At 55.5% G+C, this 24,364-nt stretch carries 19 protein-coding genes and 4 pseudogenes; 11 read left to right on the forward strand and 12 right to left on the reverse strand.

What is annotated here, in order from left to right:
- Window positions 1–53 precede the first annotated feature (53 nt).
- Window positions 54–791 carry a phosphatase PAP2 family protein gene (locus PSQ90_RS15075; protein ID WP_282211094.1) on the forward strand — a complete coding sequence of 246 codons (738 nt, stop codon included), beginning with the start codon at window positions 54–56 and terminating at the stop codon, window positions 789–791.
- On the opposite strand, the gene metC is transcribed toward PSQ90_RS15075, so the two are convergent.
- The gene (gene metC / locus PSQ90_RS15080; RefSeq protein WP_282211095.1) at window positions 773–1,954 is read right to left on the reverse strand and encodes a cystathionine beta-lyase; all 1,182 of its coding nucleotides are present in this window, start codon (window positions 1,952–1,954) and stop codon (window positions 773–775) included. The two genes, PSQ90_RS15075 and metC, sit on opposite strands and share 19 nt — an antisense overlap.
- A gap of 227 nt (window positions 1,955–2,181) precedes the next feature.
- On the opposite strand from metC, the gene PSQ90_RS15085 reads away from it, so the two are divergent.
- The 5 genes from PSQ90_RS15085 to PSQ90_RS15105 all read left to right on the forward strand — a co-directional run bounded on the left by PSQ90_RS15085 (window position 2,182) and on the right by PSQ90_RS15105 (window position 7,640).
- Window positions 2,182–3,198 carry an amino acid ABC transporter substrate-binding protein gene (locus PSQ90_RS15085; protein ID WP_282211096.1) on the forward strand — a complete coding sequence of 339 codons (1,017 nt, stop codon included), beginning with the start codon at window positions 2,182–2,184 and terminating at the stop codon, window positions 3,196–3,198.
- Window positions 3,199–3,309: 111 nt separating this feature from the next.
- Window positions 3,310–4,500: an amino acid ABC transporter permease gene (locus tag PSQ90_RS15090; protein ID WP_282211097.1), complete on the forward strand. Its 1,191-nt coding sequence runs from the start codon at window positions 3,310–3,312 to the stop codon at window positions 4,498–4,500.
- Window positions 4,501–4,510: 10 nt separating this feature from the next.
- The gene (locus PSQ90_RS15095) at window positions 4,511–5,641 is read left to right on the forward strand and encodes an amino acid ABC transporter permease (RefSeq protein ID WP_282211098.1); all 1,131 of its coding nucleotides are present in this window, start codon (window positions 4,511–4,513) and stop codon (window positions 5,639–5,641) included.
- Between the two features lie 5 nt (window positions 5,642–5,646).
- A complete protein-coding gene (locus PSQ90_RS15100; protein WP_282211099.1) occupies window positions 5,647–6,447 on the forward strand; it encodes an amino acid ABC transporter ATP-binding protein in 801 nt (266 codons plus the stop codon).
- Window positions 6,448–6,608: 161 nt separating this feature from the next.
- Window positions 6,609–7,640 (forward strand): transporter substrate-binding domain-containing protein, encoded by a 1,032-nt coding sequence (locus PSQ90_RS15105; protein WP_282211100.1) that lies wholly within the window; start codon window positions 6,609–6,611, stop codon window positions 7,638–7,640.
- Between the two features lie 9 nt (window positions 7,641–7,649).
- On the opposite strand, the gene cls is transcribed toward PSQ90_RS15105, so the two are convergent.
- On the reverse strand, window positions 7,650–9,101 hold the full coding sequence (gene cls / locus PSQ90_RS15110; RefSeq protein WP_282211101.1) for a cardiolipin synthase: 1,452 nt from the start codon (window positions 9,099–9,101) through the stop codon (window positions 7,650–7,652).
- A 67-nt stretch (window positions 9,102–9,168) separates the two neighbouring features.
- On the reverse strand, window positions 9,169–10,218 hold the full coding sequence (locus PSQ90_RS15115) for a cysteine synthase A (protein ID WP_282213086.1): 1,050 nt from the start codon (window positions 10,216–10,218) through the stop codon (window positions 9,169–9,171).
- A 415-nt stretch (window positions 10,219–10,633) separates the two neighbouring features.
- Here PSQ90_RS15115 and PSQ90_RS17170 point away from each other — a divergent pair.
- From PSQ90_RS17170 to PSQ90_RS15135, 4 genes and pseudogenes are all read left to right on the forward strand, one after another.
- Window positions 10,634–10,783: pseudogene (locus PSQ90_RS17170) on the forward strand (tetratricopeptide repeat protein); the annotation flags it as partial.
- A 77-nt stretch (window positions 10,784–10,860) separates the two neighbouring features.
- Window positions 10,861–11,343 carry a hypothetical protein gene (locus PSQ90_RS15125; RefSeq protein WP_282211103.1) on the forward strand — a complete coding sequence of 161 codons (483 nt, stop codon included), beginning with the start codon at window positions 10,861–10,863 and terminating at the stop codon, window positions 11,341–11,343.
- A 37-nt stretch (window positions 11,344–11,380) separates the two neighbouring features.
- Complete coding sequence (gene der / locus PSQ90_RS15130; RefSeq protein WP_282211104.1) at window positions 11,381–12,832, forward strand: ribosome biogenesis GTPase Der; 1,452 nt, start codon at window positions 11,381–11,383, stop codon at window positions 12,830–12,832.
- Between the two features lie 127 nt (window positions 12,833–12,959).
- Window positions 12,960–14,238, forward strand: a pseudogene (locus PSQ90_RS15135) (hemolysin family protein).
- A gap of 58 nt (window positions 14,239–14,296) precedes the next feature.
- Here PSQ90_RS15135 and PSQ90_RS15140 read toward each other — a convergent pair.
- The 9 genes and pseudogenes from PSQ90_RS15140 to rpsF form a co-directional block, all read right to left on the reverse strand.
- On the reverse strand, window positions 14,297–15,046 hold the full coding sequence (locus tag PSQ90_RS15140) for an SDR family NAD(P)-dependent oxidoreductase (protein WP_282211105.1): 750 nt from the start codon (window positions 15,044–15,046) through the stop codon (window positions 14,297–14,299).
- A pseudogene (gene purF / locus PSQ90_RS15145) lies at window positions 15,046–16,549 on the reverse strand (amidophosphoribosyltransferase). Before purF ends, PSQ90_RS15140 begins: the two are co-directional and overlap by 1 nt.
- 89 nt (window positions 16,550–16,638) lie before the next feature.
- Window positions 16,639–17,262, reverse strand: a complete 624-nt coding sequence (locus PSQ90_RS15150; protein ID WP_282211106.1) for a CvpA family protein — start codon at window positions 17,260–17,262, stop codon at window positions 16,639–16,641.
- A gap of 138 nt (window positions 17,263–17,400) precedes the next feature.
- Window positions 17,401–18,792, reverse strand: a complete 1,392-nt coding sequence (radA, locus tag PSQ90_RS15155; protein ID WP_282211107.1) for a DNA repair protein RadA — start codon at window positions 18,790–18,792, stop codon at window positions 17,401–17,403.
- A 75-nt stretch (window positions 18,793–18,867) separates the two neighbouring features.
- Window positions 18,868–19,989, reverse strand: coding sequence for an alanine racemase (alr, locus tag PSQ90_RS15160; protein ID WP_282211108.1), 1,122 nt, complete (start codon window positions 19,987–19,989; stop codon window positions 18,868–18,870).
- Window positions 19,990–19,991: 2 nt separating this feature from the next.
- Complete coding sequence (locus PSQ90_RS15165; RefSeq protein WP_282211109.1) at window positions 19,992–21,476, reverse strand: replicative DNA helicase; 1,485 nt, start codon at window positions 21,474–21,476, stop codon at window positions 19,992–19,994.
- Window positions 21,477–21,738: 262 nt separating this feature from the next.
- Window positions 21,739–22,311, reverse strand: a complete 573-nt coding sequence (gene rplI / locus PSQ90_RS15170) for a 50S ribosomal protein L9 (protein ID WP_282211110.1) — start codon at window positions 22,309–22,311, stop codon at window positions 21,739–21,741.
- A gap of 97 nt (window positions 22,312–22,408) precedes the next feature.
- Entirely contained in the window at window positions 22,409–22,663 is a 255-nt protein-coding gene (gene rpsR, locus PSQ90_RS15175; RefSeq protein ID WP_407648133.1) for a 30S ribosomal protein S18, read from the reverse strand.
- 24 nt (window positions 22,664–22,687) lie between these two features.
- Window positions 22,688–23,056, reverse strand: a pseudogene (gene rpsF / locus PSQ90_RS15180) (30S ribosomal protein S6); the annotation flags it as partial.
- A gap of 334 nt (window positions 23,057–23,390) precedes the next feature.
- On the opposite strand from rpsF, the gene fabD reads away from it, so the two are divergent.
- Window positions 23,391–24,341 (forward strand): ACP S-malonyltransferase, encoded by a 951-nt coding sequence (gene fabD / locus PSQ90_RS15185; RefSeq protein ID WP_282211112.1) that lies wholly within the window; start codon window positions 23,391–23,393, stop codon window positions 24,339–24,341.
- Window positions 24,342–24,364: the final 23 nt, after the last annotated feature.

Here is a 24,364-nt window from a genome sequence, read left to right on the forward strand (position 1 = left end):
ACACCTTTATGCACGCTATTGACGAAACCCGGTGGGAATCCGAAAAGACCGCTATGACAAATCTTACTTCACGTTGGCCGCTGGGGCTGAATTCGCGCAACTGGCCGCTTTTTGCGGTGGGGTTTGTTGTTCTTCTCGCGATTGTCGTCGGCTTTGACGTTTCTCTGTCGCAAGGGGCCATTCACTGGCCTGACGCCTGGCGACAGCCGTTTTTTGTCATAACAGACTATGGCCTGTCAGATTGGGTGCTGATTCCCAGTTTGATTGTCCTTCTCCTATCCCTTGCGGCCGGAACGGCTCTGCGCGGGCAGGGGCGCCTGGTGGCGCTGGAGGTCAGGCTTTATTCTGCGTTTATCCTGCTTGGGGTCGGATTGCCGGGGTTGGCGTCCAATCTGATCAAGCGAATCATTGGGCGGGGACGCCCGGTATTGTTTGATGAGATGGGGGCGTTCAATTTTCAAAATGTCTTGAATGACTGGACACATCAGAGTTTTCCCTCTGGCCATGCGACGACGGCAATGGCGCTGGCATTTGTGGTCGGGTTTCTGGCGCCGCGGTTATTTGTGCCGTTTCTGGTCATTGCAATCGCTGTTGGTATTTCTCGCGTGCCGGTTGGCGCGCATTATCCAACCGATGTTCTGGGTGGCATGGTTGTGGGCACATTGGGCGCCTATGCGGTGCGCAATTTTTTCGCTTCAAAAGAGTGGATATTTAAACGGGCGCCGGATGGCACTATTCAGCGCCAGCCGATGGAAGCTTTGCCGCGCCTGTTTCAGCGCGCTCGGCCATAGCGGATAATCGCTGCTTCAAGATCGGCCTTGAGGTCTTCGACGCCTTCAAATCCGACATGCAAACGGAACAGATTGCCGGGTCGATCCCACGGCACTACTGTACGGCTTGGCTTTATAGGCAGGCAGAGGCTCTCGTAGCCTCCCCATGAATAGCCCATGCTGAATAGTTTCATATGATCCACGAAGGCTGCGACCGATGCGCGCGGCGCTGGTTTGAGAAGAACAGAAAACAGGCTACCCGAACCGGTAAAATCACGTTGCCAAAGGGCGTGATCTGAATGGCTTGGGAGCGCGGGATGGAATACCGATTCTACTTCGGGCTGTGTTTCAAGCCAGCGGGCGATCTCCAAAGCCCGCTCCTGATGCTCCTTCATGCGGATGGCTAAAGTGCGCAGGCCTCTAGCGACCAGAAAAGCGTCATCCCCGGAGGTGAAGAAGCCGAGCGCCGCACGGGTTTTTTCTATGTGTTCCCAGCATTGTTCGTTTGCAGAAATTGTTCCCGCAAAGGCATCGGAATGGCCCACGAACATTTTGGTGCCGGCGTGCACGACGATATCGGCACCAAGCTTGAGCGGCTGGCAATAAAGCGGGCTGGCCCAGCTGTTGTCGACGATCATTTTTATTCCGGCGGGTTTAGCAACGCGCGACAAGGCGGGGATATCCTGGATTTCAAAGGTCAGCGACCCAGGGCTTTCGGCCAAAATGACCTTGGTCTTGGGCGAAATCAATTCGCCGATTCCTTCGCCGATGCGAGGATTAAAATAGCGAACACTAACGCCCATGCGGGTCAGAAAGCCGTCAGCAAACTTGCGGGATGGATCGTAGGCGCTGTCAGTCATGAGGATTTCATCACCGGCTGATACGCAACTCAAAAGCGCTACTGTTATAGCAGAAAGGCCCGATGGTACCAATCTCGTGCGATACGCGCCTTCGAGGCGGGTAATGATTTCTTCGACGCCCTGAGTGGTTGGATTGCCGGCACGACCGTAGAGAAATGGCTGGGACTGTGCCTGCAAATCTGCCAGCGTTTTGAACAATACTGTCGAGCCGCGATACACTGGCGTGTTGACGAACCCGAACTGTTCCACGGGATTGCGTCCAGTATGCGTGAGGATGGTCTCGAGCGATTCTTGGAAACACTCGTCAGAATTGTCATGGCTCATGAAAAAGTCCTGCACAAAATCAAATCATTCCCGGAAAACGGCTAAATAAAAGTCAGTAGTACTGTCGCATGTCAGCTTCTGGCCTTGACGTAACCGTCAATAGAGGTTTCGATGCATATCAGCATCCCGCATGTCGATAAAGACGGTGGGAGCCACCATGCAATTGACCGGCAAACAATGTCGGCATTTGCATTTGGTGAGAGGGACAGGAAACAAAAGGCATAAACATGCAAAAAAAGCTCGTTACTATTGCGTTGGCTGCGACACTCAGCCTTACGGCGACGGCGGCCTACGCTGATACGCTGGCCGATGTCAAAGCCAAGGGATACGTTCAGTGTGGTGTTACCGGCGGCGTCGCTGGTTTTTCTGCGCCGGATGCCGACAATAACTGGTCCGGTCTTGAAGTCGATTATTGTCGCGCCGTTGCCGCCGCCATCTTCAATGATGCTGATGCAGTCCGCTACACACCATTGACCTCGACCGAACGTTTTGCCGCTCTGTCTTCAGGCGAAATCGACATTTTGTCGCGCACGACGACATGGACGATGAGCCGCGATACCACGCTGGGTATCAACTTTGCTGGCACCATGTTCTACGATGGGCAGGGCTTTATGGTTCGTAAGGCAGATGGCATTGATTCGGCGCTCGACTTGTCCGGCGCAGCCGTTTGTATTGAATCGGGAACAACAACCGAACTCAACGCAGCCGACTTTTTCGCAGCCAACGGTTTGGAATATGATCCAATCGTGTTTGTGGATCAGGATGAAGTTGTGAAGGCTTTCGAAGACGGCCGTTGCGACGTTTACACCACTGACTCTTCGGCACTGGCATCGGAACGCACCAAGTTTGCCGTTCCCGATGACTACAAGATCCTGCCCGAAATCATTTCCAAGGAGCCGCTTGGCCCATCAGTTCGTCAAGGCGACGACACGTGGTTCAACATCGCCCGTTGGGTATATTTCGCACTGCTCAACGCTGAAGAGCTTGGTATCACCCAGGCAAACGTTGATGAGATGCTCGGTTCCGACAATCCTTCGATCAAGCGTATCCTGGGTGTCGAAGGCGACTTCGGCACGCCGCTTGGTCTGGACAAAAGCTGGGCGTACAACATCATCAAACATGTCGGCAACTATGGCGAAATCTATGAACGCCATGTTGGTCCAAATACCCCAATTGGTCTGGATCGCGGTATCAACGCGCTCTGGACGCAGGGTGGCATCCAGTATGCTCCGCCCATCCGTTAAGACTTAAGACTTTGACCCGGCTTTCAATGAGAGCCGGGTCTTTCGTTTCGACGCCATTGGGCAAATTGGCTCGGAATTCATCAAGTCACGGTTGCACCTAACGGGGGTTGTATGGCCGCACAGGACTCAGAGCGCGCTCCGGCGCCACAAACTTCATTCTTTAATGATCCAGTCATTCGTGGCCGAATTTACCAGCTAATCGTGGCTTTGGTCGTACTCGTTTTCTTCTGGTTTATCGCCCAGAACACTGCTGAAAACCTGGCGCGCCAGAACAAGACCACCGGGTTCGATTTCTTCTTTGCGACTTCGGGCTTTGATATCTTTTTTACACTTATTCCCTATAGCCGAGCGTCCGAATATTGGCAGGCATTTGTGGTCGGGCTGCTGAACACATTGCTTGTGTCCCTACTCGGTATCATTTTCGCTACGATCTGGGGTTTCATCCTCGGCATTGCCAGATTGTCGAGCAACTGGATCATTTCGCGCTTGGCGGTCGTTTATATCGAGACGCTGCGGAATATTCCATTGCTGCTGCAGTTGTTCTTTTGGTATTTTGCTGTTCTCAAAGCCATGCCATCGGTCAAGCAGAGCTTCATTTTCTTCGGCGAGTTTGCACTCAACAATCGCGGCCTCAATATTCCGCGGCCGGTCTTTGACGACAAATTCTTTCTGGTCGTGATTGCAATCGTTGTGGCAATAGCCGGGGGCATTGTGCTCGCGAAGTGGGCGCGCAAACGTCTAGAGGCTACAGGGCAGAGATTTCCTACCCTTATTACCAGTTTGGCTGTCCTTATTGTGCTGCCGGCCATTGTCTGGCTGATATCAGGCACAAATGTCGGGTTGGATGTTCCCAAGCTTGCTGGCTTTAACTTCAAGGGAGGTATTTCGTTGCCACCTGAGTTCGTGGCGCTTCTCGTGGGGCTGATCCTTTATACGTCCACCTTCATTGCTGAAATTGTACGTTCGGGTATCCAAGCCGTCAGCCACGGTCAAACGGAGGCAGCAGCGGCACTTGGACTGAAAGAAGGGGACAGGCTGCGTCTTGTGGTCATTCCACAGGCAATGCGTGTCATCATTCCACCGTTGACGAGCCAGTATCTCAATCTGACGAAGAACTCGTCTTTGGCCGCAGCTATCGGTTATCCCGAACTCGTATCGGTATTCATGGGAACGACGCTAAATCAGACGGGTCGCGCCATCGAGGTCGTGTTTGTGACCATGATGGTTTACTTGACGCTGTCGTTGCTCACGTCGGCATTCATGAACTGGTACAACGCGCGCGTCGCGCTGGTTGAGCGGTAGGGGCAACAAGATGGTTGTTCAATCATTCAACTACGTTCGCACGGAAATGGAAGCCGAGGCGCCCGCGCCGGGCACCAGCGTCGGCTTTGTCGGCTGGATGCGGAAAAACCTGTTCTCCACGCCGGGAAATTCGTTGCTCACGGTCCTTGGGGTGCTGCTGCTGGTATGGGCTGTCCCACCGCTCTACAATTTTCTGATCGGCAAGGCTGTTTTCATTGCTGAGAACGGCGAGACCTGCCGTGTCGAAGGAGCGGGGGCATGCTGGGCGTTCATCTGGGCGCGCATCAATTTCTTCATATACGGATTTTATCCGATGGAGGAACAGTGGCGGGTAAACATCTGCTTTGTGCTCGGCATCATTCTAATCGTGCCCCTGCTTTGGCTGGATCTTCCAGGCAAAGTGCTCAATGCAATCCTGTTCTTCGTGATCTATCCGATCGTGGCGTTCATTTTGCTCAACGGCGGCATATTTGGACTTCAGTCCGTGCCCACCGAGAATTGGGGTGGATTGACCGTTACCCTTATTATCGGGATCACGGGGATTGTGGTTAGTTTGCCGATCGGAATAGTTCTGGCGTTGGGTCGGCAATCAAATCTGCCGGTCATCAAGACGCTCAGCATCATGTTCATCGAGCTCTGGCGCGCGGTGCCGCTGATTACGGTTCTATTTATGGCCTCGGTAATGTTGCCCTTGTTCGTTCCAACCGGGATGACCGTCGACAAGTTGCTGCGTGCCCTTGTTGGGGTTTCACTATTCTCGGCTGCTTACCTTGCCGAGGTTGTGCGCGGCGGTTTGCAGGCTTTGCCACGTGGCCAATATGAAGCGGCGAGCGCTATGGGTCTGAACTACTGGAAATCCATGTTGCTCATTATTTTACCGCAGGCCCTGAAACACGTCATTCCGGGCATCGTGAATAGCTTCATTGCGTTGTTCAAGGATACGTCACTTGTGTCTATCGTGGGCATTTTTGACCTGTTGCAGACGGTTCAATCGTCCAGCTCTGACCTAAAATGGGCGGGACCGCATCAGGCGATTACCGGCTATATTTTCGCAGCAATGGTATTCTGGATATTTTGCTTTTCGATGTCGCGCTACTCGATCTTTACAGAGCGTCGACTTGACACCGGACATAAGAGGTAGCGCAGATGAGCGTTCAAGAAACAGGCGAAGTGCTGACTGGAGTAGACCGCTCAAAGATGACGGTTTCCGACACCGATGTCGCAATAGATATTGTTGGCATGCACAAGTGGTATGGCGATTTTCATGTGCTGCGGGACATTAATCTGCGGGTCATGCGCGGCGAGCGTATCGTCATTGCCGGCCCTTCAGGGTCGGGTAAGTCGACACTGATCCGGTGCGTCAACCGACTCGAGGAGCATCAAAAGGGTCAAATCATTGTTAATGATGTCGAACTGACCAGCGATTTGAAGCGTGTCGATGAAGTGCGGCGCGAAGTGGGGATGGTGTTCCAGCACTTTAACCTGTTTCCGCATCTTTCCATTTTGGAAAATTGTACTTTGGCGCCGATCTGGGTACGTGGGACTCCCAAGGCGGAAGCTGAGGCAACTGCCATGCATTTTCTGGAGCGGGTCAAAATTCCGGAGCAGGCGCTTAAATTCCCAGGCCAATTGTCGGGTGGTCAACAGCAGCGCGTGGCAATCGCCCGCTCGCTGTGCATGAATCCCAAGATCATGCTGTTTGACGAGCCGACCTCGGCGCTTGATCCCGAAATGATCAAGGAAGTGCTGGATGTCATGGTGGGGCTGGCTGAAGAAGGCATGACGATGATTTGCGTTACCCACGAGATGGGGTTTGCACGTCAGGTTGCCAACCGCGTGATCTTTATGGACCAGGGCCAGGTCATCGAGCAAAACGAACCGGAAGAGTTCTTCTCGAACCCCCAACACGAACGTACGAAGTTGTTCCTGAGTCAGATTTTGCATTAGCCGCCAGGTTGGAGAAACAAGTAGCCATCCTGATTCCGGTCGGGATGGCTTTGTTCTGTGTGTTGCGAGGCAATTGGGGGGTTGGTGCTTGACCCCGGCCATGCGCTTGCCAATATGGCGGTATGGGAAGGCACATTTCTAGTATGGCGTTGGCGTAGATCATGAAAGCAAGAGTGGTTGGCGCTGCGCGCATCATTCTCATCTGCATTGGATATTTGATGATTGTCCAGGCCAGCGCTTGGGCCACTACGCTTGAGACGGTCCGCGAGCGCGGCTTTCTGATTTGTGGTGCAAATGCAGCGTTGCCGGGGTTTTCCGAGCAAGACGCCAATGGGCGTTGGTCTGGATTCGACGTCGATCTCTGCCGCGGGATTGCCGCAGCCATTTTTGGGAATCCCGACATGATCGAGTTTCGTCCCTTGCCAGGTGAGTCACGGTTTGCGCCACTGCAGACCGGCGATATTGACGTTATGACGCGTGATGGACCGTGGACGCAGAAGCGCGATAGCGTTTTCGGCGTGCGCTATGTGACGACGTCATTCTTTGATGGACAGGCCTTCATGGTGCCCCAGTCATTGGGTGCGGTTTCGGCGTATGAGCTGGACAATATTTCGATCTGCGTGCTCGACGGGGGCGACGAGCAGTCGCAGTTGCAGGATTTTTTCTTTTCCAACCAAGCCAGTTACACCGAAATTCTATACGAGGACGTTGCCGATCTGGGCGTCGCCTATCGGGCGGGGCTTTGTAAGGGAGTTTCGGCGCCCGCGCGCCAGTTGCAGGTTGTTCGTCGTAGTTTGCCAGATCCGGCCAATCATCGCATCTTGCCTGAACGCATTTCTAAGGAGCTGCTGGGACCGGTGGTCCGTGTCGACGACGATCAGTGGTTCAAGATTGTTCAATGGACTGTTTTTGCGCTCATCAATGCAGAAGAGGTGGGCATAACCTCGCTCAATATAGACTCGCTTTCGGCAGCGCGGACGCAAGGTGTACGCCGGATATTGGGCACGGAAGGGGATTATGGCAAACCGCTTGGATTGTCCGCGACGTTCATGAAAGACGCGATCCGGGCTGTCGGCAATTATGGCGAACTATACGACCGCAATTTTGGTCCGCAGACCGGGGCAGCTCTACTGCGTGGCCAGAACGCGCTTTGGAGCAATGGTGGGCAAATGTATGCGCCACCTATCCGCTAACCCCACGTATTAAAGCACGGGCGAGAGCAATTTTGCAGCTTGAGCAGCAAAATGGGCAGCCCATGGGCGGTTTTTTACTTCATCCAACTCGACTTTGCGGCAATTGGCAAAATCGCCCAGAAGCATGGTTTCAATTCTCGAGATCGTATCGGAGTTGGCAAACCAGAGGGTAATTTCGAAATTGATCGCAAATGATCGGTTGTCGAAATTGACGCTGCCGATGCTGGCGATCCGGTCGTCCATCAACAGAACTTTCTGGTGAAGAAATCCTGTGGTGTAGCGGTACATCGAGATGCCGTGACTGACCATGGCGTCAGCGTGGGCGATGCTGGCCAGATAAACAAGTAGATGGTCGGGCTTTTCGGGCAGCATGATGCGCACGTCAACGCCTCTTAACTGGGCCGCGTAAAGCGCCGTTCTGACATCGGTATCGGGAACAAAATAGGGGCTGACAATCCACAAACGTTCGCGCGCCTGGGCGATGACGTCGGTAAAGGCAATGGCGCATTCTTCGAGTTTGTCGGCTGGGCCGGTTCCCATGACGAGTACCGAATTGTCTCCGGGCGTGGGTACTTCGTGTGGGGGATTTGCTGGAAGGAGTTCGCCGGTTGCCCATTGCCAGTCCTCGCGAAATAGCAAAGCACACGCCAGCGCAGCGGGACCTTCGACGCGTGCATGCGTGTCGCGCCAGCGCCCAAGTTTTTCATCTTCGCCCAGATATTCAACCCCGACATTATGACCGCCGACCCAGGCACTTTTCCCGTCGGCGACAACAATTTTGCGATGATTGCGATAGTTGATGCGGGTGGGGCCATAAAACCGCAAAAATTTGTGCCGGTGGTTGAAGCCTGAGACCCTAATGCCGGCTTCGCGAAGACGATGCCGATAGGCCTTGGGCATGCCATTGCTGCCCACATCGTCATAAAGCAGGAATACGCGGACGCCGGCGTTGGCGCGTTCTATCAATCGTTCGGCGAGCTCCCGGCCCAATCGATCGTCGCGTACAATGTAGAATTGCACGAGCAGATAGGATTGGGCGGATGAAATGCCCTCGAAAATTGAATCAAAGGTTGCCTTGCCATCGACGAGTAATTCAACGGCATTGCCGGCCAAAAAAGGCACCTCGGAAACATTCTGGAGCACTGGCCATTGTGCGCCAGTTTCTCGATCGATCAACGCAAGATCCTTGGCCCGGAGTGGTCGTTGGGAGCGTCCGTTTTTCAGCCGGTCGGTGGCATAGTCGTCAAAAAATTTCCAGCCAAAAATCAGATAAAAAATGACGGTTGGAAATGGCAATAGGGCTAGTGACAAGAGCCATGCGATTGACCCTTGGGAAGTGCGTGAGTTCATGATTTCGCGAAAAGCGCACACAACCGCGAGAAAATAGACGGCGGTTAGCACGACGGCGATCAAATAGTAGTCTGCGGCGAAGGCGCGCAGAACGTCGTCGATGCCGAACACTGCTTTTCCATCAATTCGTTACATTCAACGTCAGCTTATCAGGAATGGACTGGCTTACAACCGGCGCTCAGGCGGGTTCGGTTTCATAGAGCTGGGCGATATCAATATCGGAGGCGCGCTCGAGCCAATCAGGAACGGGTAAATTTTTGGATCGTAAAAAATCGGGGTTGAACAATTTGGATTGATAGCGGTTGCCGTAGTCGCAAAGCATCGTGACGATGGTCTTGCCGGGGCCTAGGTCCTTGGCCATTTTGACCGCGCCTGCAATATTAATGGCGCTGGAGCCGCCGACGCAAAGACCCTCGTCCGTAAGCAAATCGAAGATATATGGTAGGGCTTCGGCATCGGAAATTTGATAGGGATTGTCTATCTCCAGCCCTTCAAGATTTGCCGTAATGCGGCCCTGACCGATACCCTCGCTGATGCTGCCACCGGACGATTTCAGCTCACCCGTCGTGTAGTAGCTAAAAAGCGCCGCCCCCTCGGGATCGGCCAGGCCGATTATTATTTCAGGATTTCTGGCACGAAGCGCCTCGGCGACACCTGCGAGTGTGCCTCCCGATCCAACTGCGCAGATAAAGCCATCGATCCTGCCGTCAGTCTGCTGCCAAATTTCGGGACCCGTTGTTTCTGCGTGGGCGCGGCGGTTGGCTGTGTTGTCAAACTGGTTTGCCCAAACTGCGCCGTTGGGCAGTTCGCGGTTCAGCTTTTCGGCCAGCCGCGCGGAAACCTTGATGTAATTGTTGGGATTACGGTAAGGCTTGGCGGGGACTTCAATCAATTCAGCGCCATAGAGCCGCAGGGCATCTTTCTTTTCCTGGCTCTGCGTATTGGGGATGACGATGACCGATTTATACCCCAGCGCATTGGCAACAAGCGTCAACCCGATGCCGGTATTGCCTGCCGTGCCCTCGACAATGGTACCGCCGGGTTTCAAGGCGCCCGAGGCGATAGCGTCGCGAATAATATAAAGCGCTGCGCGATCCTTGACCGACTGACCGGGATTCAGAAATTCCGCCTTGCCCCAAATCTCGCATCCCGTTTCCTTGGAGGCCTGATTTAGTCGGATCAATGGCGTATTGCCGATTGCGGATATCATGTCGGGGTGGTTTTTCATCATCGGCCATAATTTGGTTTAATGCACAAATGGTAGGTGCAGGCGCTAGGAGGAACAAGTCGAAACCGTTGCCGTGGAATGGGTTTTTCTCCGGGCGACAATATACGAAACTGGCGTGTCGCTGACACGCGAAACCGGCAAGCCCATTCCATACAGCCGGTCAACGACGGACGTGAAATCAGCTCATATTGATGGTGTCCGTCTTGGAACGTTGGCCAATTGGGTTCTGAAAGGTTCAACTGAAGGCCGAAACAAGAGTCGGCTGCCCGATTGATCAAGTTTGCCGTAGGCTCCAATTGCTTTCATGACATTGCGACATTATGGTGCGCGCCAATTGCATGCTCCATATTCAAGGCGTTCCATGTCCCAGGACAATATTTTCCGCGAAGTTGACGAAGAACTGCGTTCCGATCGCATGCGTGCGCTGTGGAAACGCTTCGCGCCACTGGTCATTGGGGCCGCTGTCGGTGTCGTCGTGCTGGTTGCAGTCAATGAAGGATGGAGCTGGTATCAGTCCTCCAATGCCGCACAATCTTCGGACAAGCTTTACGCGGCGTTCGACGCCGTAGACGGAGGCGATTCTGCCAAGGCAGAAACCATTCTGGATGATTTGATGGCCAATGGTTCGGGGGGTATCCAACATTGGCGCGTTTCCGCGATGCCGGCTTGCTCGCCAAAGATGGCAAGAGTGAAGCAGCAATTGCAGCCTATGACACTTTGGCAAACAACGAAACCAATCCGCGGCTGCGCGAATTGGCATTGGTGTTGGCGGGAAATTTGCTAGTTGACGGCGGCTCTCTGTCTGACGTTGAAGCGCGCGTATCCACACTTGCTGCCGAAGGTGGGCCGATGCGCAATGCCGCGCGGGAGGCCTTGGGCCTGGCTCAATACAAGGCTGGTGATTTTGATGCGGCTCGCGCCAATTTTCAGGCCGTCGTTGATGATCCGCGCAGCCAGAGCAGCGTGCGAAACCGCATGAGCTATTATCTGGCTCAACTGCTTTCTGAAGGGGCGATTCCTCCAGAGGCGCCAACCAGCAAAGCCGATGAAATTGAGAGCGTGCTCAACGGTAATTCTGACGCTGCCGATTCACCCGCAGCGCCTGAGTCAGTACCAACCGAATGATTTCGGTAACACTGCTGACTGATTGGACATCAAAGTCATGACCGTTACTGTTGCTATCGTCGGACGGCCAAATGTTGGCAAGTCCACGCTTTTCAATCGGCTCGTGGGACGAAAGATCGCTCTGGTTGACGATACCCCCGGGGTGACGCGAGATCGCCGCGAGGCGGAGGGCCGTATCGCCGATCTCACCTTTCGGGTGCTCGACACCGCTGGGTATGAAGATATCAAGGACGGCAGCCTCGAAGACCGGATGCGCCAGCAAACCGAACTGGCAATTCGTGAAGCGGACGTCATATTGTTTATGATTGATGCGCGTGCGGGCGTTGTTCCTCTCGATCAGCGGTTTGCCCAAGTCTTGCGCAAGGCTGGAAAGGTTGTTCATCTGGTCGGGAATAAGGCCGAAAGTACTGCCGCCGAAGCGGGGCTGGTTGAAGGCTTCAAGTTGGGATTTGGTGAACCCATCCCACTTTCAGCTGAACACGGATTGGGCTTATCGGAACTCTATTCGATTGTTTCAAAGGCTATCGACGAGGCCGCAGCGTCCATCAGCGCCGTTCAAAGTCGCAACCTCGAAGAAATGCCCGAAGTTGATGTCGATATCACCGAGGACATGCTTGAGGGGGAGGGCGAAGAGGCAACGCTTCGCTGGAATCCCAAGCGTTTCTTGAATGTGGCCATTGTCGGTCGCCCAAACGCGGGAAAATCCACATTGGTCAACCGGCTGGTCGGCGAGGACCGTGTGCTGGTCGGGCCCGAGGCTGGCATTACCCGCGACAGCATTCTGGTGCCGTGGGAATGGGAGGGGCGCGTCATCAATCTGGTGGATACAGCAGGCATTCGCCGGCGGTCCCGTGTTACCCAGAAACTAGAAAAACTGGCTGTTGGCGACAGTTTGCGTTCCATTCAGTACGCAGAAGTCGTGGTGCTGATGATTGACGCGACAATGCCATTTGAAAAGCAGGATCTGCAATTGGCCGATCTGGTTGAGCGCGAGGGCCGGGCAATGGTCATTGCAATCAACAAGTGGGATCTGATTGAAGACAAGAATGCAACGCTGGCGGCATTGCGTGAATCCTGCGAGCGCTTGCTGCCACAATTGCGCGGCATACCGATGGTGACATTGTCGGGATTGCAAGGGCGTAATATCGACAAGCTTATGGCGGCGATTTTCAAGATCGAGCGAAGCTGGAACTCGCACGTTTCCACAGCGCGTCTTAATCGCTGGTTGCAGGGAATGATCGAGGGGCATCCGCCGCCGGCTGTTTCGGGGCGTCGTCTCAAAATTCGCTACATGACACAGGCGAAAACCCGTCCGCCCAGTTTTATCCTTTTTGCCTCACGCCCGGACGCGCTGCCAACTTCATACTTGCGCTATCTCACCAACGGATTGCGCGAGGCGTTTGATATTCAAGGGACGCCAATCCGGCTCTGGGTTCGTGCGGGAAGTGAAAATCCATATTTCGATCCGAGTAAGCGGCGGATAGGGTAGAATATTTGATGGGTGACCCGGCGCCGAATTCGCGCCGCCCATAGTGCATCTGTGCAATTTTTCGATATAACTAGCGCGCCCAGAGTGACCCGATGCTGAGTGCGGGGCCGCCAACCAAGTAAAGCCCTTGTTCGCCGAAATCCTGATCGTTGTCGTCCTAACCATCACCAATGGTTTGTTGTCCATGTCCGAGTTGGCGGTTGTTTCCGCTCGGACGGCGCGCCTGAGGGTTCTTGCCGATCAGGGAAATCTGGGGGCTGGTGTTGCGCTGCGGTTGGCAGATAATCCGGGACGGTTTTTGTCGTCAGTTCAGATTGGCATTACGCTCGTTGGTGTTCTTTCCGGGGCATTCTCTGGAGCAACGCTGGGGCTAAGGCTTAGTCATTGGTTGCTTACCGTGGGAGTGTCTCCCAGTATTTCGAGTGTGCTTGGCGTTGGTCTGGTCGTCGTCAGCATCACCTATATTTCCCTAATACTGGGCGAGTTGGTTCCCAAACAGATCGCCCTTCGTGATCCTGAACGCGTGGCCGCACGCGTTGCGCCCGCCATGGAAATGTTGGCCAAAATTGGTGCCCCGATTGTTTTCATTCTCGACATATCCGGAACGGCCGTGTTGCGGATTTTGCGCCAGCATGGCGAAGGGGAAGATACGGTTACCGAGGAGGAGGTTAAAACCATCATCGCTGAAGCAACAACCGCAGGTGTCATTGAAAGCGATGAACATTCAATGATATCGGGCGTGATGCGGCTGGCAGATCGCTCTGCGCGTGGATTAATGACGCCGCGACTTGATGTGGAACTGATTGATCTTTCAGATGAGGCCGACGAAATCCGCAAGACCATACTGGCGACGCACAGGTCGCGTTTGCTCGTTCAGGATGGCGATGCCGATCTCGATCATCGGTGTGGTCGCAATCACTGATCTGCTTAGCGTTTTTGCCAACGGGCAGCCCCTCGATACCCGCAAATATGTGCGTCCGGTCCCTGTGGTGATGGATCATGCGGATGCGTTGGATGTTGTCCGCGCCATCCGCAATTCAACGGTCCATATGGCGCTGGTAGTAGACGAATATGGCCATTTCGAAGGCATTGTGACGTCGGGTGACATTCTTGAAGTCATCACCGGGGTCTTCCAGGAGGAAACGGGCGATGATCCCGCGCTGGTGCGTCGCGAGGATGGTTCGTATCTCGTGGCAGGCTGGATGCCGGTGGATGAGTTCGGCGACAAGCTGGGAATTCCGATATCGCGCGACGCAAAATATGAGACGGTTGCCGGCTATGTATTGTCGGCGATCAATCGGCTTCCCAATGAGGGGGAGAACTTTACCATTGACGGGTGGCGCTTTGAAGTGGTCGACCTTGATGGTCGGCGGATCGACAAGGTCCTGATGAGCAAAGTTGAATAGCCCATCAAGACCCGAAATTCAGGGGAGAGCGTTCTTATAGGGCACGATCCAATTCACCTTAGAGGTCTTCGAAACTGTCAGTGCTCACGTTGAACACTCGGCCGTTTTCGCTAAGGCTTGGTGCAATCAGATCCACGAGCCTGGGTGCGATGTCGCTGGGACGGGGAAGCGTCTCTGGATCTTCGCCGGGCATGGCCTTGGCCCGCATGGCGGTGCGGACGGCGCCGGGATAGAATACATTGGTGCGCACCGGAGTTTGGATCATTTCCCCCGCATACGACTTCACCATCGCGTCGACGGCAGCCTTGCTGGCAGCGTAAAGCCCCCAGTATGGTTTGGCGGAACGGGCAGACGAGGACGAGACAAAAACTGCTCGACCGGCGTCAGCCTGGCGCAGCAACAGGTCCATCGACCGCAGCAGCCGGAAGTTGGCGGTCACGTTTATGGCCATGACCTTGTCGAACTCTTCAGGCGCGATGTGGGGCAGGGGCGAGAGCGTTCCCAACAAAGCTGCATTGGCAATGAGCCCATCCAATGCGCCCCAGCGCTCGAAAATGGCAGCACCCAGTCGGTCTATTGCTTCACCGTCCTTGAGGTCAAGCGGCACCAGTGTCGCGGAAGACCCCATATCCTGGATTTCGTCATCCAATTCTTCGAGCCCACCGACTGTGCGTGCGATAGCCACCACATGGGCTCCGCGTGCGGCTGCCTCGCGGGCGGCTGCATAGCCGATTCCGCGCGAAGCGCCCGTCACCAGAACGACTTTTCCGGCTAATTCCTTGGCCTGCGGCCCCTTTGTCTTTGGCATCAGCCAGCCTCTTGCAGCATGGAAAACTGTTTGGGGTCGTTCTTGGTGCGCCCATTGAGGTCAGTCAACTGCGTCGGATAGTCGCCCGTAAAATAGTGGTCGGTAAATTGTGGCGCCTTGGGATTGCGTTTTTCGCCACCGACAGCCTCATAAAGTCCGTCGATTGACAAAAACTGCAAAGAATCGGCGCCGATGTATCTGCACATCGAAGCCAGGTCGGCGTGCTGGTTGGCCAACAACTTTTCGGGATCTGGCGTATCAATTCCATAATAGTCCGAATGGAAAATCATGGGGCTGGCAACGCGGATATGAACCTCGGTGGCGCCAGCCTCGCGGATCATCTGGACGATCTTGAGCGAGGTCGTGCCCCGCACGATCGAGTCATCCACCAAAACGACGCGTTTTCCTGCAATCTCAGCGCGATTGGCAGAGTGCTTGAGTTTCACGCCGAAGGCGCGAATTGACTGGGTCGGCTCAATAAATGTGCGCCCGACGTAGTGATTGCGGATGATGCCCAATTCGAACGGAATACCGCTCGCCTGCGCATAACCAATTGCGGCAGGTGTTCCCCCGTCGGGCACAGGGACGACGACGTCGGCTTCCACCGGCGCTTCTCTGGCTAGATTGATGCCCATATGCTTGCGCACCTTGTAGACGCTACGTCCGGCCACAACCGAATCGGGGCGGGCGAAATAGACATATTCAAAAAGGCACATAGCGCTCGCGGCGCGGCTTGAATGGGCGCAGGGATTCAATCGTGATTTGGCCGTCGGGCTGGATTTCGCAAACGACAACTTCGCCATTTTCTACATCACGCACGAACTTGGCGCCGATAATGTCGAGTGCACAGGATTCTGAGGCGAAAATTGGCTTGCCGTCGAGATCACCGAGAACGAGCGGACGAATTCCGTTGGGGTCACGTGCACCGATCAGCTTGGTGCGGGTCATTGCCACCATAGCATATGCCCCCTCGACAGCCCCGATTGCATCAACAAACCGATCACTCGATGAGGAACGCTGCGAGCGGGCGATCAGGTGGAGGATAACTTCGGTGTCAGAAGTTGATTGGCAAATGGCGCCCTGAGCAATCAATTTGCGTCTGAGCGTTAAACCGTTGGTAAGATTGCCGTTGTGAGCGATAGCGATGCCGCCAACTTCGAGTTCTGCGAAAAGAGGTTGCACATTGCGCAGGATGGTTTCGCCTGTCGTTGAATAGCGAACGTGGCCCATGGCCATGGTGCCAGGAATGCGCTTGAGTGTAGTTGGGTCAGTAAAGTGATCGCCAACGAGCCCCAATTGCCGTTCGGAATGGAATTGGCGTCCATCAAAGGTCACGATGCCTGCGGCTTCCTGACCGCGGTGCTGCAGCGCGTGCAAACCCAGCGCAGTCAGTGTGGGGGCGTCTGGATGGCCTAAAATGCCAAACACCCCACACTCTTCGCGCAGGGTGTCGCCATTAAGATCGAACGAGTCGTCGCTCGGATGGTTCAACGGGCTCTCCATTCCATACCGCAATCACTGCAGAACTGGTTTTCGGACCAATGGTACCGGCGCCAAAGCGTCGGACGGTGGGCGCTGGCCCATCAAATCTACTATCCCTGCACCGCTGCATCGGTGAAGGGGCTGCTGTCTTCTGTCTGGTCAGTTCCTTCTTCGGACAGCGGCGCATTGGTCGCGTCGGGAGGAGCCGAACCGTCATCGCGCGAAATATTGCCCTTTAGCAAATTGTCCAACTGGGTTTGTAATTGTGTGGGCAACAGGGTGCGCAGCGTATCGCCCATCTGGGTCAAATGGGGCAGAGTCTGGGAATCTGCAATGCCGGGCGGCAATTTGCCGGCAAGTAGCCAGTTGCCAAATATCACCACCACGATGGCAATAAGCAGGCCTCGCAGCAGTCCGAAGATGAAACCGAGCGTTCGATCGATTGGGCCGATCTTGCTGTCGACCACAAAATCGGCAATCCGCATGGTCAGTAAGTGTAGCACGATCAAAGAAACAATGAAGGTGACAATGACCGTTGCGATTTTAGCCACCGTCTCATCGGCAATATAATTCTGAGCAATTTCAGGATGATAAAGCAGCATATATACAGCGATTGCTGCCGATCCCGCCCATGTAGCCAGCGACAGCACTTCGCGAGTCAAGCCGCGTGCGGTCGCCAGAATGGCCGAGATCAGGAGGAGCACCCCGACTCCAACGTCAAATGCAGTCAACATATCGAATTCGCCCGTCCCAGCGTTTGCCCTGAGCCTATCTCGGGCATCGTTTAGCCGCTTTGTCCGCCTCTGCCAAGGGAGGGAACGCCACTCGTGGTCGATGTTCCCAGAAAGCATGACATTGCTGCAACATTTATTTTATTCTGCGGCTTCCGCTGGCCGGCCTTTAGCCGCGATACCGGCGACCAGGTCGGCAAGGGCAGTGAATTCAGCAATTTGCAGACCACTGTTTCGATCTGATGCGTTCATCCGTCCAGTCGAGACTGATCCGAAGCCGAGTTTTTCCGCTTCTCGCAGACGAAGCGAGCCATGGACGACGGGCCTAATGCCGCCAGCGAGAGAGATTTCACCAAAGTATACCGCGTCGGACGGTAAGGGTGAGCCGGTAAGTGAGGAAATCAATGCGGCAGCCACCGCCAGATCGGCGGCCGGTTCGTTGATCTTTAAGCCGCCAGCAACATTGAGGTAAATATCGTTGGCACCGATGCGCACGCCGCAGCGAGTCTCGAGGACGGCCACAACCATCGACAAGCGAGACGAATCCCAGCCGACGACGGCCCGACGTGGTGTCCCGAGTGGGGAGGGGGCAACCAACGCCTGGATCTCGACCAACAATGGCCTGGTTCCTTCCATTCCGGCAAAAACGGCGGATCCTGCGGCGCCTTCGTCGCGTTGATCGAGAAATAATGCCGAAGGATTGGCAACTTCGGCCAGCCCGAGCATGGTCATTTCGAAAACACCGATTTCATCGGTTGCACCGTAGCGGTTCTTGACACCGCGCAGGATGCGGAAAGTGTGACTGGTGTCGCCTTCGAAATAGAGAACGGCATCAACCATATGTTCGACGACGCGCGGTCCGGCGATCTGGCCATCCTTGGTGACGTGCCCGACCAAAACCACCGCCGCACCGCTTTTCTTGGCAAAGCGGGTCAGCGCCTGTGCTGATGTGCGAACCTGGGTGACAGTGCCGGGTGCGCTGTCGACGCGATCCGTCCACAGTGTCTGAATTGAATCGATGATGACCAGATCGGGCGCGGGACCACTTTCGAGTGTGGCGAGGATGATCTCAACGTTTGTCTCGGCCGCCAGCATGACGCCCGCTTCCCCCAAGCCAAGACGCTGGGCGCGGAGTCGAACCTGGGCAACAGCTTCTTCTCCAGATACGTAAATTACCCGCTTGCCCTGATTGGCCAATGCCGCTGCAGCCTGAAGCAACAGGGTTGATTTACCGATTCCCGGATCGCCGCCTACCAAAAGGGCGGATCCCATAACGAAGCCGCCGCCAGTAACACGGTCCAATTCGGCAATGCCGGATACGACACGTGCAGCGCTTTCGGTCTCGCCCGAGAGCGGTACCAATTGAGCCGGACGACTTCCGGCTTTTGCCGATTTGGGACCGGCGCCGACCCCGCTATCGGCCAATTCTTCGACTACGGTGTTCCAGTCGCCGCACGCCTCACAGCGACCTTGCCAGCGGCTATATACGGCGCCGCAGGCCTGACAGACGAAACTGGACTTGGTTCTGGCCAATGCGTTGATCCCCAAAAAAGGCTCAGTCGTCCAATACCGCCAAAATTGCATCAGGGCAAGAACAAATAGTGAACTTTAGCTCTCGATTTCGCCCAAATAGCTGCGGGTATAGCGGCCCTTCAGTGATGTGAGCACTTCGTAACCGATGGTTCCGGCAGCGTCGGCGACATCGTCCACGCCAATGGTTGGACCCAAAATTTCGACACCCTCGCCGGGTACCGGCAGATCGCCACCGAGTTCGGTAATATCCACGGCGATTTGGTCCATCGACACGCGTCCAACGACTGGACAGATATGTCCGCGGATGGCAACGGCGCCGCCTTTGCGGCCTGTTGAACTCGAAAGCGAGCGAAAGAAACCGTCCGCATAACCGATACCCACAATTGCAAGCCTTGTCTCCCGAGACAATGTAATGCCTGCACCGTATCCAACTGATTCTCCGGTTCGTGCTTCCTTGACCTGCAGGATAGGTGCGTGGAGCGTGACGACGTGTGCCATTGGATTTGTGCGGCCGATCACGGCCCGTCCACCGTAGAGAGCCACGCCCGGCCGGACCATCTGGAAGTGATAGTCCCGACCTCCCATGACGCCGGCTGAATTGGCAAGTGAGGCTGGAATGCCGGGGAACCGTGAAATTATTGACTGGAACAGGGCCAATTGGGTTCTATTTTTTTCGTGGTTCGGCAGATCAGCGCAGGCAAGATGGCTCATGATCATCTGCGGCGCAAAGCCTAGTCGTTCGATCTGTTCGGCCACAACCGCAGCTTCATTGAGCCTAAATCCGAGCCTGTTCATGCCGGTGTCGAAATGGAGGGCGGCGGGATAGGCTTCATTGCGCTCGACGCATTTTGCCAGCCATTCCTCTAGCATGGATGTTGAGGAAAGGACGGGCATCAGATTTTGTCGGACGTACAGATTGGCCGCGCCGGGATAAAGGCCGTTCAATACAAAAATGTGAGCGTCCTGCAGAACCGCACGCACGGCAATTGCTTCATCGACGGTTGCTGTGAAGAAGAAACGCGCACCCGCCGCGTATAAGGTCTTGGCGGCAGGAACAATGCCCGTGCCGTATGCATCCGCCTTGATGACCGCGCCGGTCAGCGCGCCGGCGCTGACTTTGTCCAGGGCACGCCAATTGCGCACCAAAGCGCCAAGATCAATGGTGAGGTGACCGCCGAGGCCGGATTGCAATGCCATGCCTATTCCATGCGCTCGGGCAGATAGTCGGCGCGAGCAAGATTGCCGAAGCGTGTAAACTGCGCCTCGAACGATAATTGGACTGTGCCGGTGGGGCCGTGTCGCTGCTTGCCGATGATGACCTCGGCCTTGCCGTAAACTTTTTCCATTTCCCCTTGCCACGCCAGATGGTCCGGTGAGCCCTCTTTGGGTTCCTTGTTCTTTAGATAGTACTCTTCGCGATAAACGAAAAGCACGACGTCGGCGTCCTGCTCGATAGAGCCTGATTCGCGCAAATCCGCCAATTGTGGATGTTTGTCGTCGCGGTTTTCGACCTGACGGGAGAGCTGGGACAGCGCAATAATGGGGACTTCAAGTTCCTTGGCGAGCGCCTTGAGGGTGGTTGTGATTTCAGTCAGCTCCTGCACGCGATTCTGGCTGGAAGCCTTGCTCGAGCCGGAGAGGAGTTGCAGATAGTCAACGATCAATAGATCGAGGCCCTTTTGACGTTTCAACCGACGTGCGCGCGCGGCAAGCTGGGCAACGCTGATGCCGCCGGTATCGTCGATGTAGAGAGGTACCTGGGCCATTTGCGCCGATACGTCGACCAGTTTGGAGAACTGACTCTCGTGGATGTTGCCGCGCCGAATGTCGGACGAGGAAATTTCGGACTGCTCTGCAAGAATACGCGTTGCGAGTTGTTCAGCGCTCATTTCGAGGCTGAAAAAGCCAACTACACCGCCATTGACAGTCTTGCTGCGCCCATCGGGGGTGACGTCGGCCTGCCATTCCTTTGCGACGTGGAACGCAATATTGGTCGCAAGCGAAGTTTTTCCCATAGCGGGGCGGGCGGCAAGGATAATCAAGTCCGATCGCTGCAGGCCACCCATTAACCGGTCGAGATCGCTTAGGCCCGTTGCTGTACCCGAAAGGCTTCCGTCGCGACTATAGGCGTCACCCGCCATCCGGATGGCATCTTTGAGCGCTGCGTTAAATCCTTGGAAGCCGCCATCATAGCGGCCTTTCTCGGCAAGTTGGAATAGCGCGCCCTCGACCTCTTCGATCTGCTTGTCGGGGGTGGTTTCAACTTCGGATTCGTAGGCGGTCGAAACCATCTCCTCGCCGATGGCGATGAGGCTACGGCGAATCGCCAGATCATGAACACTGCGGCCATAATCGGCCGCGTTGAGCACTGTGGTGGCCTCGGCGGCCAGGCGTGCCAGATATTGGGCCATGGTCATGTCGGCCAACAGCGCTTCGGGCAGATGCGTCTTGATGGTAATGGGGTCGGCGGACTTCCCCGCCCGGACAAATTTGCCGATTACATCGTAGATTTCGCGGTGAATAGGTTCGTAGAAATGATCCGACTCAAGGAAGTCCGAGACACGATAAAAGGCTTCGTTGTTGACGAGAATGGCACCCAGCAGCGCCTGTTCAGCTTCCACGTTGTGGGGCGCCAGACGAAAAGCTTTTTCTTCGGCCATGGGTAGCCGCGCGATTTCTGCCATTGCTGCCTCAAAAAGTTATCGCTTCTTAACCACGCGAGCGAGGCGTGTCGATTCACGAAGCGCGCACAACTCTGCTTTGTTTCCCATAGTTGATAACCGAAGGTTAACACTGTGATGAGCGGGGAAAAACGCGCCTGGCCATTGCATTTGCACAAGCGCGAATTGTGCCCGAGTCGGATTGTCGATGGCAACGGTAAGGGATGCACAGCGCAAAAAAAGGTCGGGCAAAATGCCCGACCCCTCGGCGTTCAGTTTTGGAATACTAGGCTTCGTCGTCGAAGCGGTCGTCCTGCTTGGCGTCTTTCTGGCCAGCTGCAAAGTCGCCGTCAACGTCGTCTTCATAAACGGTGACGGTCAAATCTTCGCCCAGATCCTGACGGGCTGCCTCGTCAGTGGAACGCGCAACGTTCACATTGATCGAAACAGCAACCTCGGCGTGCAGGCTGAGTGATACCGTGTGCATGCCAACTGTCTTGATCGGATCAACCAGATCAACCTGCGAACGCTGGACGGTGAATCCCTCGGCGGCCAGCGATTCCACGATATCGCGGGAGGCCACTGAACCGTAAAGCTGACCGGTTTCACCAGCCTGACGGATCATGACAACGGTGGTTCCATTGAGACCTTCGGCAATACCTGCGGCCGCTTCGCGGCGCTCGTCGTTGCGCTTTTCAATATTGACGCGCTCAACCTTGAACTTTTCGCGGTTGGCGGCTGTGGCGCGGAGCGCCTTGCCCTGAGGGAGCAGGAAGTTGCGGGCGAATCCGTCCTTGACGTCCACTTCGTCGCCGATGTTGCCGGTGCGCGCGATGCGCTCGAGCATGATCACTTTCATTGGATATATCCTTTGAGCTGTCCCGCCCTTACAGGACGGTTAGGAGCCGCAAACCATTCGCGACCCCAGCGATAGCGTCCCGTTTGGACGCTGGGTATTATTTGACCGCGTAGGGCATGATGCCGATGAAGCGGGCGCGCTTGATGGCACGGGCCAGTTCGCGCTGTTTCTTGGCCGAAACGGCCGTGATGCGGCTGGGAACGATCTTGCCGCGCTCGGATACGTAACGCGAAAGCAGGCGCACGTCCTTGTAGTCGATCTTGGGAGCGCCTTCGCCCGAGAATGGGCAGGTCTTGCGCCGACGCTGGAAAGGACGGCGGGCCTGGGCGGTGGTTAGGTCACGAATTGCCATAGCTTTGTTCCTTGTCTCTTAGAAGCGGCGTGGACGACGGTCGCCGCCACGGTCGGGGCGGTCGTCGCGATCGCGCTTCTGCATCATTGCTGAAGGGCCTTCTTCAAGTTCGTCCATACGAACGGTTAAGAAGCGCAGGATGTCTTCGTTGATGCGCATCTGGCGTTCCATTTCAGCAACCGCGGTCGCTGGAGCGTCAATATTCATCAGCGAGTAATGCGCCTTGCGATTCTTGCGAATGCGGTAGGACAGGCCTTTCAGGCCCCAGTATTCATTCTTGGTGACCTTGCCGCCATTGGCGGTCAGAATTTCGGTCAATGCCGTCGTCAGTTCTTCAACCTGCTGGGCGGAAACGTCCTGGCGGGCCAAAAAGATATGCTCATAGAGGGCCATTAACAGCGCCTTTCTAAGTGGGTTTCACTCAACATCTGTCGGGCGCGGAGCCTCTTTGAAGCCGGAAAGGCGACAAAGCAGTCTTGCAAAGAGCGGGAACACGGGAGGCCGGGATATTTCACCCTATCTGCATGCGCAAACCCTCCGTTCAGCCCCCGGCCAAACGAATGTTGGCGTTCAATTAAGCGAGCAAAAGGGAAAAGGCAAGGGAAATAGCCGACATTGGCGCCATCCTGATGGTGTCTGTCTTGACACCGTGCTCCAGTTTGGTCAAACGCCGGGCAACTGGACATTGTTGAGGCGTCGGGCCAATCTTATGTCAAACGGAGGCAACATGACCAAGCGCGCATTCACTTTTCCGGGGCAAGGAAGCCAGGTCGTTGGCATGGGCAAGGAACTGGCGGCTGCATTTTCAGATGCCAAGGCCGTTTTCGAGGAAGTTGATGCTGCATTGGGCGAGTCACTGTCGGCGACAATGTTTGATGGCCCTGAAGACAAGTTGCGCCTCACGGAAAATGCGCAACCGGCGTTAATGGCGGTCAGTATGGCTGTGGTGCGTGTTCTCGAGGCCAAGGGTATCAAACTCGCGGACCATGCGGCGTATGTCGCTGGGCACTCGCTGGGCGAATATTCAGCGTTATGCGCGGCTGGCACGTTCAGCCTGGCCGACACGGCGCGGTTGCTGCGGACGCGTGGGCTTGCCATGCAAAGAGCGGTTCCGGTGGGTCAGGGAGCGATGGCGGCACTATTGGGACTGGATGTGCCGACGGCGCGTTCTGTGGCTGCTGAGGCCAGTCAAGGTGAGGTTTGTGATGTTGCCAATGACAATGCGCCGGGGCAGGTCGTCATTTCCGGGGCCATCGGGGCCGTCGAAAGAGTACTGGAAATTGCCAAGTCCAAAGGGGCAAAGCGCGCATTGCTGTTGCCGGTGAGTGCGCCATTCCATTGCTCCCTGATGCAGCCAGCAGCGGAAGCCATGGCGGCGGCGCTGGCTGATATCGACATGAAAGCGCCCACTGTGCCTCTCGTGGCCAATGTGCTGGCAACACCGATCGAAACGCCGACTGACATTCGGCAGCGACTAATCGAGCAGGTGACCGGGGTGGTACGTTGGACTGAGAGTGTGGCGTGGTTGGCAGGGGCGGGCGAAGTCACCAATTTGCTGGAATTGGGGACTGGAAAGGTTTTGACGGGCCTTGCCAAGCGGATCGATTCAAATCTGGTGGCAGCTGCGATCGGTACTCCTGCAGATATTGAGGCGCTTGTCGCGGAACTGGGCGTTTGAGATCTAAATTTGACTTCGATTTG

Origin of the sequence: Devosia rhodophyticola (assembly GCF_028816475.1) — a bacterium.
Taxonomy (GTDB): Bacteria; Pseudomonadota; Alphaproteobacteria; order Rhizobiales; family Devosiaceae; genus Devosia; species Devosia rhodophyticola.